Raw genomic sequence first — 17,883 nt, forward strand, 5'->3', positions numbered from 1 at the left:
GGATGGCGCCATGCTCGTGGAAGCGTGCGGATAACCCCCTCTCCCTGACTGGATAGGGGAGAGGGGGCTGCACTATCCGCGGAGCACCGATGAAGGGCTCCGCGTACCGTTCAGATGGCGCCTTCCCGGCGCAGGGCGGCGATGCCCTCGCTGTCGTAGCCCAGCTCGGCGAGCAGGGCATCGGTATGCTCGCCCAGTTCCGGGCCTACCCAATCCGCCGAGCCTGGCGTGGCGGACAGCTTGGGTACGATGCCAGGCATGCGGAATGGCTTGCCGTCCGGCAAGCGTGCCGAGAGGAACATCTCGCGGGCAAGGAATTGCGGATCGCGGAACATGTCTTCGGCGGAGTAGATGCGGCTGGCCGGGACTTCGGCTCGCGCCAGCACCGCCAGCACTTCCTCCAGGGGCTGCGAGGCGACCCAGCGGTCGATAACCCCATAGAGTTCGTCGCGGCGCGCATCGCGCCCGTCGTTGCTGGCCAGTCGCGGGTCGCTGGCCAGGTCGTCGCGGCCGATGGCCTGCATGAAGCGGCGGAAGATCGCGTCGCCGTTGGCGCCGATCTGTACGTGGCGGCCATCGGCGCTGGTGTGGATGGAGGAGGGGGTGATGCCCGGCATGATGTTGCCGGTGCGCTCGCGGATGAAACCGAACACGTCGAATTCCGGAACCATGCTTTCCATCATGGCGAAGATCGCCTCGTAGAGGGCGACGTCGACCATCTGTCCCTCGCCGCCGTTGACCTCGCGGTGTCGCAGCGCCATCAGCGCGCCGATCACGCCCCACAGGGCGGCGATCGAGTCGCCGATGGAAATCCCGGTGCGAACCGGCGGGCGGTCCTCGAAGCCGGTAATGTAGCGCAGTCCGCCCATCGACTCGCCGACCGCGCCGAAGCCCGGCTGGTCCTTGTAGGGGCCGGTCTGGCCGAAGCCCGACAGGCGCACCATCACCAGGCGCGGGTTCAGCGCGTGGAGGACATCCCAGCCCAGGCCGAGCTTTTCCAGTACGCCGGGGCGGAAGTTCTCGATCAGGATGTCGGCATCGCCGAGCAGGCGTTTCAGGATCGCCTGGCCTTCGGCGTGCTTGAGATTGAGGGTCAGGGATTTCTTGTTGCGTGCCTGAACGAACCACCACAGCGAGGTGCCTTCGTAGAGCTTGCGCCACTTGCGCAGTGGATCGCCGCCGTCGGGCGACTCGATCTTGATCACTTCGGCGCCGAACTCGGCGCAGATCCGCGAGGCGAAAGGGCCGGCGATCAGGGTGCCGAGCTCGACCACCTTCAGGCCGGCCAGCGGTTTGGGCGAATGTTCCATGCGGTGTCCGTCAGGCTGCAGTGTGCGCATAGCCTAGAGCATTTGCCGGCGGTGCGGGCGGGTGCCGCGGTAGGGTGAGACGTTTCCCGTTTTTTCCCGATATGCCCGGCGGTCCTTCAATTCCTTTTGCATAGAGGGTTTAATGCGGGAGTCGATACAGGATGTAGCGCGCCAGACACCGAGCCAGGGAGGCCCCTCGTGCCATTTCTTTCTCTCTTTCCTCCCCGTGTTTCTTTTCCATGCTCCGGCCGGCCCGGCGTAGATATGCGCGTGCGTTGGTTTTTATTACATGTGATCTGTTGAAATCTTACATGTGATCTCGTAGTGTGAGTCCATGCAACGGAAATCATCAGCCCATTATCAGCGTGTCTTTCGCCAGCGCCTGCGCGAGCAGGGCCTGGTGAAGAAGGAAGTCTGGATCTTGCCGGAGAACGCCGCGGCGCTCGCCGGCATCGAGCGGATGCTGCGTCGCCCGGCTGCCGGAGCGGCTCATTTGGAGAAGGAGGAAGACATGACGGAAGCCCGGGTATGGAACGCTCGCTCGCTGGCCGAGGCCCTGAGCGGCACCGAGCTGTTCAGCAGCGGCGAGGCCCAGATCGAGCTGATCGAGGGGGCGGAAGCGAGTCTCTATGTGATCATGCGCGAATACGGCGACCTGCCGGTGTTCGTCGCGCCCCAGGGCGAGCAGATCATCGTCGAGGCGCTGCTCTGGCCGGAAAGCGACGTTACCGACGCGACCGCCTTCAACGAAGAGGTCCTGCTCAGCCGGCAACTGTTCCCGCTGTCGAGCATCGGCCTGCTCAACCTGCCGGGCGAGGAGCGCTGCTACAGCATGTTCGGCGCGTTGAGCACGACTTCGTCGCTGGCCAGCGTGCTGCACGAAATCGAAACCCTGGCCGGCAACGTGATCCGCGCCACGGAAGTCTACGCCGGCTACCTGAAAGCCCGGGCCTGAGGGAGGACACCATCATGACGGTATGGAGCAAGCTGCTGAGCGCCCTGCGCGGCGGAGCCAACGAGGTTGGCGAGGCGATCGTCGACAGCCAGGCGCTGCGCATCCTCGACCAGGAGATCCGCGACGCCGACGTCGAACTGCGCAAGTCGCGGGAAGCGCTGGCCTCGATCATGGCCCGCCACCGCCTGGCCCAGGAGCGCGTCGAGAAGGGCGCGGCCCAGGTCGCCGAGTACGAGCAATACGCGATCAAGGCACTGGAGGCCGGCAACGAGGAGCTGGCCCGGGAGGTCGCGGAGAAGATCGCGACCCTGGAGAACCAGCTCGAGGGCGAGCGTGCCCAGGTCGCGGAATTCGCCGCCAGCGTAGCCCAGTTGCGCAAGTCGGTGAGCCAGGCCGAGGGCAACATCCGCCAGCTCAAGCAACAGGTGGATACGGTCAAGGCCACCGAGAGCGTGCAGAAGGCGCAGATGGCCGTTGCCCAGCGCTACGGCAACTCGAAGAGCAAGCTGCAGACCGCGGTGGACTCCCTGGAGCGGATCAAGCAGCGCCAGGCCGAACGCGCGGCGACCATGGATGCCGCGGCTGAACTGGCCAGCGCGGCGGCGCCGGACGATGCGCTGGACGCCAAGCTGCGCGCGGCTGGGATCAAGGCCTCGGGCAACAGCGTGGATGGCGTGCTGGCGCGCCTGAAGGAAAAGGGCAAGGCCTGATAGGCCCGCGGCCCGGCGAAGGCGTCCGGGCCCGTTTTTCAGGGATAGAGCGACAATGGAAGGTTTCCTGCAGACGGCGCTGTCGTTCCCGACCGTGCTGTTCAGCTTTCTTCTGATCCTAGCGATCATCTACTGGGGCATCGTCGCCCTGGGCATGGTCGAGATCGATGTGCTCGATCTCGACGCCGAGTCGGTCGTCGATGGCGCCGGCCAGGCCGAAGGCCTCGCCGCGCTGCTGGCGAAGCTGAAACTCAACGGCGTACCGGTCACCCTGGTGCTGACCCTGCTGTCCTTCTTCGCCTGGTTCCTCTGCTACTTCGTCCAGCTGTGGCTGCTCAGCGCATTGCCGCTCGGCTGGCTGCGCTACCCGTTGGGCGCCGTGGTGGCGGTGGGCGCGCTGTTCCTGGCGGCGCCGCTGGCGGCCACGCTGTGCCGGCCGTTGCGGCCGCTGTTCCGCAAGCTGGAAAGCACCAGCAGCAAGTCGGTGCTGGGCCAGGTCGCGGTGGTGCGCAGCGGGCGGGTCACCCTGCAACATGGCGAGGCGTTGCTGGAAGACGGCGGCGCCGGGCTGATCCTGAAAGTTCGTGCGGAAGAAAACAAAGGCTTCAAGCGCGGCGATCGCGTCGTGCTGCTGGAGTACCTGGAGGCGGAGCACGCCTATCGGGTCGTTACCGAGGAAGAGTTCCGCGGTATCTGACCCGGGCTCGGTGAGAATCAAGGAGAACTGCTGCTATGGATATGACGTCGCTGATGCCCCTCCTGCTGGGAGTGGGCCTGGTCGTTCTGCTGGTCGTGGGCCTGCTGGCCCTGTTCAAGGCCTTCTACATCAAGGTCCCGCAAGGCACCGCGCTGATCGTCAACGACATGTCGTCGACGCCCAAGGTGCATTTCACCGGTGCGCTGGTCTATCCGGTGATCCACCTGAAGGAGTTCATGCGCATCTCGCTGATCACCCTGGAGGTCGACCGGCGCGGCAAGGACGGCCTGATCTGCCGCGACAACATGCGCGCGGACATCACCGTTGCCTTCTACCTGCGGGTCAACGAGACCCAGGACGACGTGCTCAAGGTGGCCAAGGCCATCGGCGTCGACCGTGCTTCCGACCGTTCGGCGGTGAACGAGCTGTTCAATGCCAAGTTCTCCGAGGCGCTGAAGACCGTCGGCAAGCAGTTCGACTTCGTCCAGCTGTTCGAGAATCGCCAGGACTTCCGTGACCGCATCATCGAGGTGATCGGCAACGACCTGAACGGCTACGTCCTGGAAGACGTCGCCATCGACTACCTGGAGCAGACCGCGAAGAACTCGCTGGACCCGAGCAACATCCTCGATGCCGAGGGCATCCGCAAGATCACCGAGCTGACCGCCACCCAGAACGTCATCACCAACGAACTGGAGCGCAACGAAGAGCTGGCGATCAAGAAGAAGAACGTCGAGACCCGCGAGGCGGCCCTGGCCCTGGAGCGCCAGCAGGCTGACGCCGAGGCCCGGCAGAAGCGCGAGATCGAGACCATCCGTGCCCGCGAGGAAGCGGAAACCGCGCGGGTCAAGGAAGAGGAGCGGCTGAAGGCCGAGCAGGCGCGGATCCAGGCGCAGCAGGAAATCGACGTGCGCACCGAGAACCACCAGCGCGAGGTCGAGGTGGCGCAGCAGAACCGCCAGCGCGCGGTGGTCATCGAGGTGGAGAAGGTCACCCGCGCCAAGGACCTGGAGATCGTCGCCCGCGAGCGTGAGGTGGAGCTGCAGAAGATCGAGAAGGAAAAGGCGCTGGAAGAGCAGCGCAAGAACATCGCCAATGTGATTCGCGAGCGCGTCGCGGTGGAAAAGACCGTGGCCCAGGAGGAGGAGCGGATCAAGGAGGTGCGCGAGGTTTCCGAGGCCGAGCGGGTCAAGCAGGTGATACTGCTGCAGGCCCAGGCGGAAGCCGAGCAGGAGCTGGTACGCCAGGTCAAGCAGGCGGAAGCCGACGAGGCCCGCTCCAAGCACAAGGCGGTGGAAATCAACACCATGGCGCAGGCCGAGCTGGAGGCGGCGTCGAAGCAGGCCGAGGCGAAGAAGCGTCTGGCCGAGGGCATCGAGGCCGAGCGCGCAGCGCCGGGCCTGGCCGATGCGCGGGTGCTGGAAGTCACCGCCGCGGCGAAGGAAAAGGATGGCTTGGCAGCGGCGCGGGTACGTGCCGAACAACTGATCGCCGAAGCCAGGGGCGACGAAGAGCGCGGCCTGGCCGACGCCCGGGTGCTCGAGGCGCAGGCCGCGGCCAAGGAGAAGGACGGCCTGGCCGAAGCCAAGGTGCTGGCCGAGAAGCTCGGCGCCCAGGCGCGCGGCGAGGAGCAGCTCGGCGCGGCCAAGGCCAAGGCCACCAAGGACCAGGGCAGCGCGGAAGCGGAAGTACTGCTGCAGCGCCTGAATGCCGAGGCCGAGGGGCTTGGCAAGAAGTTCGGCGCCCTGGATGCCCTCAGCGACAGCGCTCGCCAGCACGAAGAGTTCCGCATGCAGCTGGAGAAGAGCTTCGAGGAGGCCATGGCGGCCATCGCCGCGAACAAGGACATCGCCAAGGACCAGGCCGAGGTGCTCGCCACCGCGCTGGGCAAGGCGAACATCGAGATCGTCGGCGGCGAGGGCGACTTCTTCAACTCCTTCGCCAAGTCGCTGTCGGTGGGCAAGGCCATCGAAGGTGTGGTCGGCAAGAGCCCGGTGGTGCAGGACGTCCTCGCCCGCCTGCTCAACGGCCGTGGCGCAGCCGCTGCGGTGATGCCGGAACGCAAGAGCGGCCACGAGAACGAGCCGGCGGCGGAAGTCTGAGTCGACCCGCAGCCTCCTCCGCCAACTGCGGAGGCGTTCCGCCCGCGCCCTGAGCGGCGCAGCCCCTGGCGTGGCCTGTTGGCTGCGCCCGGGGCAGGCCGCTCGGGCCGGTTTCCATCGATGACCGCCGTAGACCCAGGAAGACCAGGATGTCGGACACTCAAGCCGCAACTCCCGCGCAGGACGTATTGGACAAGGCCGTTGCCGAGGGCGGCGCCTACGAGGTGCTGCACAAGCGCCTGCTGGAGCAGGGCCAGCGCCTGCGGCAGACCGCCGAAAGGCTCAACGCCAGTCGCCTGGAGGAGTTCGGCGACAGCCAGATGGATGTGATCGGCCGGGTCCGCATCCGTACCGAGAACAACTGCATCGCCCGCGATATCGTCCAGGTCGGCGATTGCCTGCTGTTCGGCTACAACGTGTTCATCGGCCTGCGCAAGGAAACCGGCGTGGCCGACGTGTTCTCCCTCTACCGCCTGGTGGGGGGTAGCGAAGGCTACGAGGCGGAGCCTGTGCCACTGGGGGACAGCTTTCTCGCCGCGCCGGGCTTCGTCAACGACTTCAACGAGCTTTACACCTACTACAAGAACACCCGCCTGCTGCAACTGGCGATCCGCGACGGCAAGCTGCTGGCCAGCTTCCAGATCGGCGAGCGGATCACCGACATCCGCGTGTTCCGCTGGTCGATCTCCAGCGACGGCAGCGAGGTCCGCTACATCGACAACCGCGGCGAGCGCGACATCGCCTTGCCGGCACCGTTCGACTTCGAATGGCAGCGGGCTACCCGCGAGATGGTGGTGGAGGGCCGCTTCCCGCACCTGAACATCCTCGACACCCTGTTCGTCGAGACCATTGGCGGCGACCTGACCATCAAGGTCGAGAACAACACCGAGGTCGGCCTGGGCATCTATCGCGAAGAGGTGATGGACAAGACCCAGTCGCTGGACGACGCGCAGGTTGAGTTCGCCCGCCTCGGCAGCCTGCTGCTGCTCAAGGTCCTGCCCTATCGCGAGGAGCAGTGGCGCTACCTGGTGTTCAACAGCCTGACCGGCAAGGTCGAGCGCATCGACGCCATCGGCCTGGCCTGCATCCAGTTGCCGGAGGACCACGGGATCATCTTCCCCGGCGGCTACTACCTGCAGAACGGCGAGTACCGCACCTTCGAGCAATCCATGGAAGGCATGCGCTTCAAGCGCTCGGTACGCTCGCCCAACGGCGAGGACGTGCAGTACGTTTTCTACCATCCCGAGCAGGGGCGGAACGTGCTGCTCACCTACAACCTGATCAACCGCCAGTTGCAGAATCCGCTGTTCGGCCACGGCTACGCGCGCCTGGAGGACGGGCGCATGGTGATCTTCGCCGCCGAAGGCGAGGAACCGACCCGCATCCATCCGATGCAGGTCTGGCAGACGCCGTTCTGCACCGAGGAGTACGCGGCCCGCCAACCGGCGCGTAGCGGTTTTCTCGGGCGGATCGGCAATGCCGAGCTGGTGCGCGGCGTCTCCGACCTCTACGACTTGTGCCGGGAGATCGAGACCCCGGCGGTTTCGATCCAGCGCTACTCGCTGCTGTGCCAGAACACCCAGCGCCTGTTCGACGTCTACCACTGGCTCGGCAGCGACCAACTGGACGGCTTGGCGCCGCTGTTGCGCGAAGTGGCGGCGACCGCCGAGCTGGTGCTCGACGAGTACGAGAAGGTCGAAAGTATCCGCCGCCAGTCGGCCCAGGCGATGGTCGACGCGGAGGAGCGGCACAAGGCGCTCCTCTCCGGCTTGCTGCCCGACGGCTGGGACCGGGTGCAGCAGTTCGTCGACGGGCTCAACGGCATCACCGCCCAGCGTGGGTTGCTGCTGACCATCCGCGAGTACCGCTACATCGACGTGGCGCGACTCGACGCCATGGAGGCCGAACTGCTCGCGGCCCACGAGCGGGTGGCCGCCGCCACCGCGACCTTCCTCGCCAGCGAACAGGCCCTGCAGCCCTTGCTGGAGCGCCTGCAGAGCCTCGATGGCGAGGCGCAGAAAGCCGAGACCGTGGCCCAGCTCGGCGAGCCGCTGGCGGCCCTGGAGGCGATGGCCGGCGACCTCGACATGCTGTCCTCGCTGATGGCTTCGCTGCGCATCGACGACGCGACCCAGCGGACCCGCATCATCGAGTCGATCTCGGAGATCTACGCCCGCCTGAACCAGGCCAAGGCGCGCGCCGAGCAGCGGCGCAAGGGACTCGGTTCGAGCGAGACCGTGGCCCAGTTCGGCGCCCAGTTCAAACTGTTCGGCCAGGGCATCACCAACGCCCTGGCCCAGGCCCAGGACCCCGAGCGCTGCGACGAGCAACTGTCGCGCCTGCTGGTGCAACTGGAGGAACTGGAAAGCCAGTTCGGCGACCATGAGCAGTTCCTCGGCGATATCCTGGCCAAGCGCGAGGAGCTGCTGGAAACCTTCGAAGCGCACAAGCAGACCCTGCTCGACGAGCGCCAGCGCAAGGCCCAGGGACTGCTAGACGCCGCCCGGCGAATCCTCGACAGCCTGCAACGACGCACCGCGCGCTTCACCCAGGCGGAGGAACTGAACGCGTTCTTCGCCGCCGACCCGCTGATCCTCAAGTTGCGCGAACTGGCCGAACGTCTTCGCGAATTGAAGGACAGCGTCAAGGCCGACGACGTCGAGGCGCGCCTGAAGGCCGCGCGCGACCAGGCGGTCCGCGCATTGCGCGACAAGAGCGAGCTGTTCGAGGAGGGCGGCGACGTCATCCGCCTGGGCCCGCGCCACCGCTTCAGCGTCAACACCCAGGAACTCGACCTGACCCTGATGCCGCGCGGCGACGCGCTGTACCTGCACCTGACCGGCACCGATTTCCTCGAACCGCTGCAGGACCCGCGGCTCGATGAGTTGCGCGAGTTCTGGCAGGTGAACCTGGAATCCGAATCGGAGACGCTGTACCGCGCCGAATATCTCGCCGGCGAAGTGCTCGCCGCCGCCGACGCGGGCCGCGATGGCTTCAGCCTGGAGCGCTTGCAGGCGCTGCTGGCGCAGCCGGACGAGTTGGCGCGGGCGATCCGCGATTTCGCCGCACCGCGCTACAAGGAGGGCTACGAGAAAGGCATTCACGACCACGATGCGGCGGCGATCCTGGTTCGCCTGCTGCCGTTGCGCGAGAGCGCCGGACTGCTACGCTACGTACCCTCGGCGCGGGCCTTCGCCAGCCTGTTCTGGAGCCGCCGGCGCGAGGAGCGGGAAGTCGCCGGCTGGCCCGAGCGGGCACGCAGCAGCCGCAGCATCCAGCAGATGTTCGGTCGTGACGACGGCCTGCTCGCCCTTCGCGGCGAAGTGGCCGCGGCGATGCGTGCGCTGCTCGCCGAACAGCCCATCGCGCTGGACCCGCAGCATATCGACGAGGCGGCCGAGTACCTGGTCTGGGAATTGTCCGCCGAGCGTCCCGAATTCACCTTCAGCAAATATGCCCGGCAATTGCAGGAAGGACTCAAGCTGCGCCTGCAAGGCGCGCGTCTATGGGACGACTACCGGCAGACCCTGGAGCGTCTCGGCGAGCGGCCCGCCGCCCAGTGGGAACTGGCCGGCAACTGGCTGCGCGGACTATGTGGCGACGCCGAGTTCCAGCCGCTGGCGGCCTACCTGGACGAGGCGGTGGCGCTCTCGTTGCTGGACGAGGAGATGCCACGACGGATCACCGAGGTCGACCTGCGCTTCCAGGTCGACGGCCTGATGGGCGAGCATCCGCGCATCGTCGAACGCGGCCTGGCGCTGGCGGTGGACGACTTCTTCGGCCGCCTGCGTCGCCATCGCCAGCAGTTCCTGCCGGGGCTGCGGCGCTACCAGGCGCTGCGCCAGGAGATCGTCGAACGCGAGCGCGAGACATTGCGCCTGGCCGAGTTCAAGCCGCGACCGCTGTCCTCGTTCGTTCGCAACAAGCTGATCAATGACGTCTACCTGGGTGTCATCGGCGACAACCTGGCCAAGCAGATGGGGACGGTGGGCGAGAACAAGCGCACCGACCTGATGGGCCTGCTGATGCTGATCTCCCCGCCAGGCTACGGCAAGACCACCCTGATGGAGTACGTGGCGCATCGCCTGGGGCTGATCTTCATGAAGATCAACGGTCCTGCCCTCGGCCACGAGGTGCGCTCGCTCGACCCCGGGCAGGCGCCGGACGCGACTTCGCGGCAGGAACTGGAGAAGCTCAACCTGGCGCTGGAGATGGGCAACAACGTGATGCTCTATGTCGACGACATCCAGCACACCCATCCGGAGTTCCTGCAGAAGTTCATCTCCCTCTGCGACGGCACGCGCCGGGTGGAAGGGGTGTGGAAGGGCCGGACCAAGACCTACGACATGCGTGGGCGGAAGTTCTGCGTGGTGATGGCGGGCAACCCCTACACCGAGTCCGGCGAGGTCTTCCGCATTCCCGACATGCTCGCCAACCGCGCCGACATCTACAACCTCGGCGACACCCTCAGCGGCATGCAGGAGGCGTTCTCCCTCAGCTACATCGAGAACGCCCTGACCTCCAACCCGGTTCTCGCGCCGCTGGCCACCCGCGACATGGCCGACGTCTATCGCTTCGTCGCCAAGGCCGAGGGCAAGCCGTTCTCCAGCAACGAGCTGGTCCACGGCTACAGCGGTGCCGAGATCAACGAGATCAGCAGCACCCTGCAACGCCTCATGCAGGTGCGCGACGTGGTGCTCAAGGTCAACCAGCAGTACATCGCCAGCGCCGCCCAGGCCGACCAGTACCGCAGCGAGCCGCCGTTCAAGCTGCAGGGCAGCTACCGCAACATGAACAAGATGGCGGAGAAGATCTCCGCGGTGATGAACGATGCCGAGCTGCTGCAACTGATCGCCGACCACTACCAGGGCGAGTCGCAACTGCTGACCACCGGAGCCGAGGAGAACCTGCTGAAGCTCGCCGAACTGCGCGGCAACCAGAGCCCCGAGCAGGCCGAGCGCTGGGCGCAGATCAAGCGTGACTTCCTGCGCAACAAGTCCATGGGCGGCAGCGACGCCGACGTCGGCGGACGGCTGGTTGCGCAGCTCAACGACCTTGTGGAAAGCGTCCGTGGCCTGGCTCGCGAACCCCAGCCGGTACAACCGGCGCCCTGGGACGAGTTGCTGGCTGGATTGCGCCAGCTCGGCCAGGGCGCGCCGGCGCTGAACGTCGAGGTGACGGCGCCTGCGCAGCCGGGCGTGCAGCAGGTGCTGGAGAGCCTTGCCGCCTGCCTGCAGGACAGTTTCCTGCCGCTGATCAAGGTGATGGACCGCAAGATCGACGTCGACCTGCGCACGCACAACCGCATCAACGAGATATCCAGCCGCCTCGACGAACTGGGCCGGTTGCTGGGCGGCGAGCAGAGGCCGCTGGAGAACGATCAACCCTGAGGACACGAGGAGCGGGAAATGGACTTCGACGGATTGGACCGCCAGCTGCGCGACAGCCTGGCCGATCTGAAGCTGAGCAACGAGGAGCGGGACGAACTGCGCCAACTGGGCAGCGAGCTGGCACCCGACCAGGTGCGTTTCCTGCGCAACCGTGCCTTCGACCTGGTGCGTGAGCTGGTCCTCCTGGAGGAGCAGGGCGAACGGATAGCCGCCCTGAAGTGGCTGGAGCAGGTGGTGCGCACCCTGGAGGTTACCGCGGCGCCGCCGCGCAGCCGCGCCAGCGCCTATTTCAGTCCCGGCGAGGAGTGTCGGCGGAAGATCCGCGAACTGTGCCGGCAGGCCAGGCAGAGCCTGGACATCTGCGTGTTCACCATCTCCGACGACCAGCTCAGTGCGGAAATCCTGGCCTGCCATCGGCGCGGCGTTCCGGTGCGGATCATCAGCGACGATGACAAGCAGTTCGACGAAGGCAGCGACATCCATGCGCTGCGCGAGGCCGGCGTACCGCTGCGAATCGACGACAGTCCCTTCCACATGCACCACAAGTTCGCCCTGGTGGATGGCGCCTGGCTGCTCAACGGCAGTTTCAACTGGACCCGCAGCGCCAGCGTCAACAACGAAGAGAACCTGCTGGTAACCGACGACGCCGTGCTGATCGGCGCCTATCGGCGCGAGTTCGAGGAACTCTGGGGCCGCTACGCCCCGCGCTGAGCGGCAGCGACGCGAGAAAGGCAGGGCAGGCGGTCGGCCGGCGGACCGCACGCGGGCGGGTTTCAGGTTAGACTTGCGCCCTTTCGCTTCCCACGCCGGTATTCCCATGGCCCTGCAATCCACGCCCTATAAAGCCGATATTTCCCTCACCGACCTGGACCGCGGGGTCTACGAGACGTTGCGCCTGACCGTGGCCCGGCACCCCTCCGAGACCGAGGAGCGCCTGGCCGTGCGCTTGCTGGCCTACGTGCTGTGGTACGGCGAGCAGATCGCCTTCGGGCGTGGCCTGTCGGACGTGGACGAACCGGCGCTCTGGGAAAAGAGCCTGGACGGCCGGGTCCTGCACTGGATCGAAGTCGGCCAGCCGGACGCCGAGCGCATCACCTGGTGCTCGCGTCGCTGCGAGCGCTTCAGCCTGCTCGCCTATGGCAACCTGCGGGTCTGGCAGACCAAGGTGCTGGACAGTGTGCGCAGCCTGAAGAACATCAACGTCGCGGCAGTGCCCCAGGAACCCCTGGAGAGCCTGTCCCGCGACCTGCCGCGTTCGATCAACTGGACCGTGATGATCAGCGAGGGCACCCTGTTCGTCACCGACGAGAACGGCCAGCACGAGTTGCAGCTGGAGTGGCTGCAGGGCGAGCGTTGATCGCCGCCGCCGTTTCCTTCCGTCGAGCCGAACGAGTGACCTGATGCGTATCGAACCCCGCCCCCTGCCCGAAACCCTGCCCGATCTCGGCGACCTTCCGCCATTGCTGGCGCGCCTGTACGCGGCTCGTGGCGTGCGTTGCGCCGAGGAGCTGGACAAGGGCCTGGCGCGGCTGATTCCCTACCAGCGGCTGAAAGGCATCGAAGAGGGCGTGGCGCTGCTGGTGGACGCCCTGGAGGGCGGCCAGCGGATTCTCATCGTCGGCGACTTCGACGCCGACGGCGCCACCGCCAGCAGCGTCGGCGTGCTGGCCCTGCGCATGCTCGGCGCGGCCTGGGTCGATTACCTGGTGCCGAACCGCTTCGAGTACGGCTACGGCCTGACCCCGGAGATCGTCGGCGTGGCCCTGGAGAAGCGTCCCGACCTGCTGGTGACGGTGGACAACGGCATCTCCAGCGTGGACGGCGTCCAGGCGGCGAAAGCCGCGGGGCTCAAGGTGCTGGTCACCGACCACCACCTGCCTGGCCCGGAACTGCCGGCGGCGGATGCGATCATCAACCCCAACCAGCCGGGCTGCGAATTCCCCAGCAAGGCCATGGCCGGGGTCGGGGTGATCTTCTATGTGATGCTGGCGTTGCGGGCGCGCCTGCGCGAGCTGGACTGGTTCGCCCGGCGCGGGCTGAAGGAACCGAACCTCGCCGAGCTGCTCGACCTGGTGGCGCTGGGCAGCGTCGCCGATGTGGTGCCGCTCGATGCCAACAACCGCATCCTGGTCCACCAGGGCCTCGCGCGCATCCGCGCCGGCCGCGCCCGGCCGGGCTTGCGCGCGCTGCTGGAGGTGGCCGGGCGGCCTCCGGTACGGATCACCTCCACCGACCTGGGTTTCATCCTCGGTCCGCGCCTGAACGCGGCGGGTCGGCTCGACGACATGTCCCTCGGCATCGAATGCCTGCTCTGCGACGACGAAGCGCTGGCCCGCGACATGGCGGTGCAGCTCGACCAGTTGAACCAGGACCGCAAGGCCATCGAGCAGGGTATGCAGCGCGAGGCGCTGGCGCAGCTCAAGGAGCTGAGCCTGGAGCAACTGCCGTTCGGCTTGTGCCTGTTCGACGCCGACTGGCACCAGGGCGTGATCGGAATCCTCGCCTCGCGCCTGAAGGAGCGCTACCACCGGCCGACCATCGCCTTCGCCGATGCCGGCGACGGCAGCCTGAAAGGCTCGGCACGGTCGATTCCCGGCTTCCACATCCGCGACGCGCTGGACGCGGTAGCCGCCCGTCATCCCGGGCTGATCAGCAAGTTCGGCGGCCACGCGATGGCTGCCGGACTATCGTTGCCGCAGGAAAACTTCGGCGCTTTCTCCGCCGCCTTCGATGCCGAAGTACGCCGCCAACTGGCCGAGGAGGACCTGGCCGGGCGCCTGCTCTCCGATGGCCAGTTGAGCATCCAGGAGTTCCACCTGGAGCTGGCGCGCGCGTTGCGCCAGGCCGGTCCCTGGGGCCAGCACTTTCCCGAGCCGATGTTCCACGGGGTGTTCCAGCTGGTGCAGCAGCGGATCGTCGGCGAGCGTCACCTGAAGCTGGTGCTGAAAAGCGAATGCGGCTCGCTGCAACTGGATGGCATTGCCTTCAACATCGACCGCGAGCAGTGGCCCAACCCTACCGTGCGCTGGGCCGAGCTGGCCTACAAGCTCGACGTCAACGAATTCCGCGGCCAGGAAAGCGTGCAACTGATGATCGTCCACATGGCCCCTCGCTGAGCGCGTCCCGGAGCTGGGGGCAACCTAGCTGCCACCTGCTTTTCTGCTAGCTATTCCAGCGAAAACATACAGATTTCCGGCGAAATCAAGGCTACCTGCCAGTTCTGGCAGGTTTGGCCGCGGGTTCTTTTTGGTACACGAAAGCACCGTCGAAAACGGGACCGAGCCAGGGGAGTGCAGTTCCTTCTACCCGAAGGACTGATACGGCTGTTCCGATCAGCCCACAAGGCGGCGGTAAGCGTCGGCCGAGTACTTCGGCCTGAAAAAACCAGGAGAACTGAACAAGATGAAGAAGGTTTCTACGCTTGACCTGTTGTTCGTTGCGATCATGGGTGTTTCGCCGGCCGCTTTTGCCGCCGACCTGATCGACGTGTCCAAACTCCCCAGCAAGGCTGCCCAGGGCGCGCCCGGCCCGGTCACCTTGCAAGCCGCGGTCGGCGCTGGCGGTGCCGACGAACTGAAAGCGATCCGCAGCACGACCCTGCCCAACGGCAAGCAGGTCACCCGCTACGAGCAATTCCACAACGGCGTACGGGTGGTCGGCGAAGCCATCACCGAAGTCAAGGGTCCCGGCAAGAGCGTGGCGGCGCAGCGCAGCGGCCATTTCGTCGCCAACATCGCTGCCGACCTGCCGGGCAGCACCACCGCGGCGGTATCCGCCGAGCAGGTGCTGGCCCAGGCCAAGAGCCTGAAGGCCCAGGGCCGCAAGACCGAGAATGACAAAGTGGAACTGGTGATCCGCCTGGGCGAGAACAACATCGCCCAACTGGTCTACAACGTCTCCTACCTGATTCCCGGCGAGGGACTGTCGCGGCCGCATTTCGTCATCGACGCCAAGACCGGCGAAGTGCTCGATCAGTGGGAAGGCCTGGCCCACGCCGAGGCGGGCGGCCCCGGCGGCAACCAGAAGATCGGCAAGTACACCTACGGTAGCGACTACGGTCCGCTGATCGTCAACGACCGCTGCGAGATGGACGACGGCAACGTCATCACCGTCGACATGAACGGCAGCACCGACGACAGCAAGACCACGCCGTTCCGCTTCGCCTGCCCGACCAACACCTACAAGCAGGTCAACGGCGCCTATTCGCCGCTGAACGACGCGCATTTCTTCGGCGGCGTGGTGTTCAAACTGTACCGGGACTGGTTCGGCACCAGCCCGCTGACCCACAAGCTGTACATGAAGGTGCACTACGGGCGCAGCGTGGAGAACGCCTACTGGGACGGCACGGCGATGCTCTTCGGCGACGGCGCCACCATGTTCTATCCGCTGGTGTCGCTGGACGTGGCGGCCCACGAGGTCAGCCACGGCTTCACCGAGCAGAACTCCGGGCTGATCTACCGCGGGCAATCAGGCGGAATGAACGAAGCTTTCTCCGACATGGCCGGCGAGGCTGCCGAGTTCTATATGCGCGGCAAGAACGACTTCCTGATCGGCTACGACATCAAGAAGGGCAGCGGTGCGCTGCGCTACATGGACCAGCCCAGCCGCGACGGGCGATCCATCGACAACGCGTCGCAGTACTACAACGGCATCGACGTGCACCACTCCAGCGGCGTGTACAACCGTGCGTTCTACCTGTTGGCCAATTCGCCGGGCTGGGATACCCGCAAGGCCTTCGAGGTGTTCGTCGACGCCAACCGCTACTACTGGACCGCCACCAGCAACTACAACAGCGGCGCCTGCGGGGTGATTCGCTCGGCGCAGAACCGCAACTACTCGGCGGCTGACGTCACCCGGGCGTTCAGCACCGTCGGCGTGACCTGCCCGAGCGCGTTGTAAGCTCGGTGGTCCCGGCTGGCACTCCAGGAAGGAATGCCGGTCGGGGTCGCTCAAGCCGTCTTCCGCCAGGAGGGCGGCTGCTTTATGTCGCTTGGGCCGTTGGCCTCCGCGAACCCGGTCTAAAGTTCAGGTGTGAGCTTTATTCCAAGACCGACCGGGAGTCCTGCCATGAGTCTGCTGTTCGAGCCTCTTAGCCTGCGTCAAATCACCTTGCCCAACCGCATCGCCGTATCGCCCATGTGCCAGTACTCGGCGCAGGAGGGCCTGGCCAACGACTGGCATCTCGTGCACCTGGGCAGCCGCGCGGTGGGCGGCGCCGGCCTGGTGATAGTCGAAGCCACCGCGGTGTTGCCCGAGGGGCGCATCACCGCTGACGACCTCGGCATCTGGAGCGACGCGCATGTCGAGCCGTTGCATCGCATCACCCGTTTCATCGAGTCCCAGGGCGCGGTCGCCGGGGTCCAGCTGGCCCACGCCGGGCGCAAGGCGAGTACCTGGCGGCCGTGGCTGGGCAAGCACGGCAGCGTGCCGATCGGCGACGGCGGCTGGATACCGGTGGCGCCGTCGGCGATCCCGTTCGATCCCCAGCACACGACCCCCGAGGCCCTGAGCGAGGCGCAGATCGAGGCGCTGGTGCAGGCCTTCGTACGCGCCGCCGAGCGCTCCCTGGCTGCCGGCTTCAAGGTCGCGGAGGTGCATGCGGCCCACGGCTACCTGTTGCATCAGTTCCTCTCGCCGCTGTCGAACCAGCGTCGCGACCAGTACGGCGGCTGCTTCGAGAACCGCATCCGCCTGCTTCTGCAGGTCACCGCCGCGGTGCGCAAGGCCTGGCCGCAAGAGTTGCCGCTATTCGTGCGGCTGTCCGCCACCGACTGGGTGGAGGATGGCTGGAACCCCGACGAGACCGTGGAACTGGCCCGGCGCCTGAAGGACCTGGGCGTGGACCTGATCGACGTGTCTTCCGGCGGTACCGCGGCGAATGCGGAAATCCCGGTAGGACCGGGCTACCAGACCGAGTTCGCCGAACGGGTGAAGAAGGAGGCCGGCATCGCCAGCGGCACGGTGGGCATGATCACCGAGCCGGTGCAGGCCGAGCATATCCTGCGCACCGGTCAGGCCGACCTGATCCTGCTTGCCCGTGAACTGCTGCGCGATCCGTACTGGCCGTTGCACGCCGCCGACGAACTGCGCAACGAGCAGATGCCCTGGCCGCCGCAGTACCTGCGAGCCGCTCATCGCAGCACGCCGCCGCGCAAATCCCTGGAAATGCAGTGAGCCGTCGGGGCCGTCGGCGCGGCGAGGCGCTGGCGGCCCACCTGATGGAAACCTTTGCCGACCTTGGCGGTCTGCCTGGCATCAGGAAATCAACCTGAGCGTTTCGTGGGAGATATTGCGTAATGGCAATATGATGTTATTCTCCCGCGACGTTCGCTCCGGACCGCACTTCGAGAAAGGATGCTCGCATGCACGCCAACGCCGGTTCTCCCCACGCCTCCCTGCCTGACAGCGATGTCGCCCTGCTGGCCAATATCCTGGTCCTGGCGACACGCAACATGAACAACATGACCACCATGCTGGCGCACCTTTCGGTGGAGCTCAGCCAGAGCGAAGAGCCACGCCTGCAACGGGTCGGTCATCGGGTCCTGAACGAACTCTCGGAGCTGGGGGCCGCCCTGGAGACCCAGTGGGACCTGATCGGCGCGCTGGCGCGTTTCTCACCCCTGCTCGAACGTACCCTGCCGCGCCAGGAACCCCTGGTCACCGAGATCCACCTCACCGAACTGCCGGGCCAGGCGCTGCCGCCCTCCGCCTGATCGGCG

Annotated in this window: 12 protein-coding genes; 11 read left to right on the plus strand and 1 reads right to left on the minus strand. The window is 66.3% G+C overall.

All coding sequences use genetic code 11. The features are described from left to right. Positions 1-110 precede the first annotated feature (110 nt). On the minus strand, positions 111-1,340 hold the full coding sequence (locus tag LE197_RS36140) for a CaiB/BaiF CoA transferase family protein (RefSeq protein ID WP_003129868.1): 1,230 nt from the start codon (positions 1,338-1,340) through the stop codon (positions 111-113). Positions 1,341-1,644: 304 nt separating this feature from the next. On the opposite strand from LE197_RS36140, the gene LE197_RS36145 reads away from it, so the two are divergent. The 11 genes from LE197_RS36145 (at position 1,645) to LE197_RS36195 (ending at position 17,877) form a co-directional block, all read left to right on the plus strand. After that, positions 1,645-2,265, plus strand: a complete 621-nt coding sequence (locus LE197_RS36145) for a YjfI family protein (RefSeq protein ID WP_003092612.1) — start codon at positions 1,645-1,647, stop codon at positions 2,263-2,265. A gap of 14 nt (positions 2,266-2,279) precedes the next feature. Continuing rightward, on the plus strand, positions 2,280-2,975 hold the full coding sequence (locus tag LE197_RS36150; protein WP_003092609.1) for a PspA/IM30 family protein: 696 nt from the start codon (positions 2,280-2,282) through the stop codon (positions 2,973-2,975). 55 nt (positions 2,976-3,030) lie between these two features. After that, positions 3,031-3,672, plus strand: a complete 642-nt coding sequence (locus LE197_RS36155; protein ID WP_003100672.1) for a hypothetical protein — start codon at positions 3,031-3,033, stop codon at positions 3,670-3,672. Between the two features lie 35 nt (positions 3,673-3,707). Continuing rightward, positions 3,708-5,774, plus strand: coding sequence for a flotillin family protein (locus LE197_RS36160; RefSeq protein WP_003113833.1), 2,067 nt, complete (start codon positions 3,708-3,710; stop codon positions 5,772-5,774). 149 nt (positions 5,775-5,923) lie between these two features. Then, positions 5,924-11,164, plus strand: coding sequence for a DNA repair ATPase (locus LE197_RS36165; RefSeq protein WP_124183845.1), 5,241 nt, complete (start codon positions 5,924-5,926; stop codon positions 11,162-11,164). 18 nt (positions 11,165-11,182) lie between these two features. Next, the gene (locus LE197_RS36170; protein WP_003100680.1) at positions 11,183-11,875 is read left to right on the plus strand and encodes a phospholipase D-like domain-containing protein; all 693 of its coding nucleotides are present in this window, start codon (positions 11,183-11,185) and stop codon (positions 11,873-11,875) included. Between the two features lie 106 nt (positions 11,876-11,981). Next, the gene (locus LE197_RS36175; RefSeq protein WP_003092594.1) at positions 11,982-12,521 is read left to right on the plus strand and encodes a YaeQ family protein; all 540 of its coding nucleotides are present in this window, start codon (positions 11,982-11,984) and stop codon (positions 12,519-12,521) included. Between the two features lie 43 nt (positions 12,522-12,564). After that, positions 12,565-14,280, plus strand: coding sequence for a single-stranded-DNA-specific exonuclease RecJ (gene recJ / locus LE197_RS36180; protein WP_003100681.1), 1,716 nt, complete (start codon positions 12,565-12,567; stop codon positions 14,278-14,280). Between the two features lie 286 nt (positions 14,281-14,566). Continuing rightward, on the plus strand, positions 14,567-16,063 hold the full coding sequence (gene lasB, locus LE197_RS36185; protein WP_003100682.1) for a M4 family elastase LasB: 1,497 nt from the start codon (positions 14,567-14,569) through the stop codon (positions 16,061-16,063). Positions 16,064-16,231: 168 nt separating this feature from the next. Continuing rightward, a complete protein-coding gene (locus tag LE197_RS36190) occupies positions 16,232-17,338 on the plus strand; it encodes an NADH:flavin oxidoreductase/NADH oxidase (RefSeq protein WP_003100683.1) in 1,107 nt (368 codons plus the stop codon). 188 nt (positions 17,339-17,526) lie between these two features. Then, on the plus strand, positions 17,527-17,877 hold the full coding sequence (locus tag LE197_RS36195) for a hypothetical protein (RefSeq protein ID WP_003100685.1): 351 nt from the start codon (positions 17,527-17,529) through the stop codon (positions 17,875-17,877). Positions 17,878-17,883 lie beyond the last annotated feature (6 nt).

The sequence above is a fragment of the Pseudomonas sp. PS1(2021) genome (assembly GCF_020405165.1).
Classification (GTDB): domain Bacteria; phylum Pseudomonadota; class Gammaproteobacteria; order Pseudomonadales; family Pseudomonadaceae; genus Pseudomonas; species Pseudomonas aeruginosa.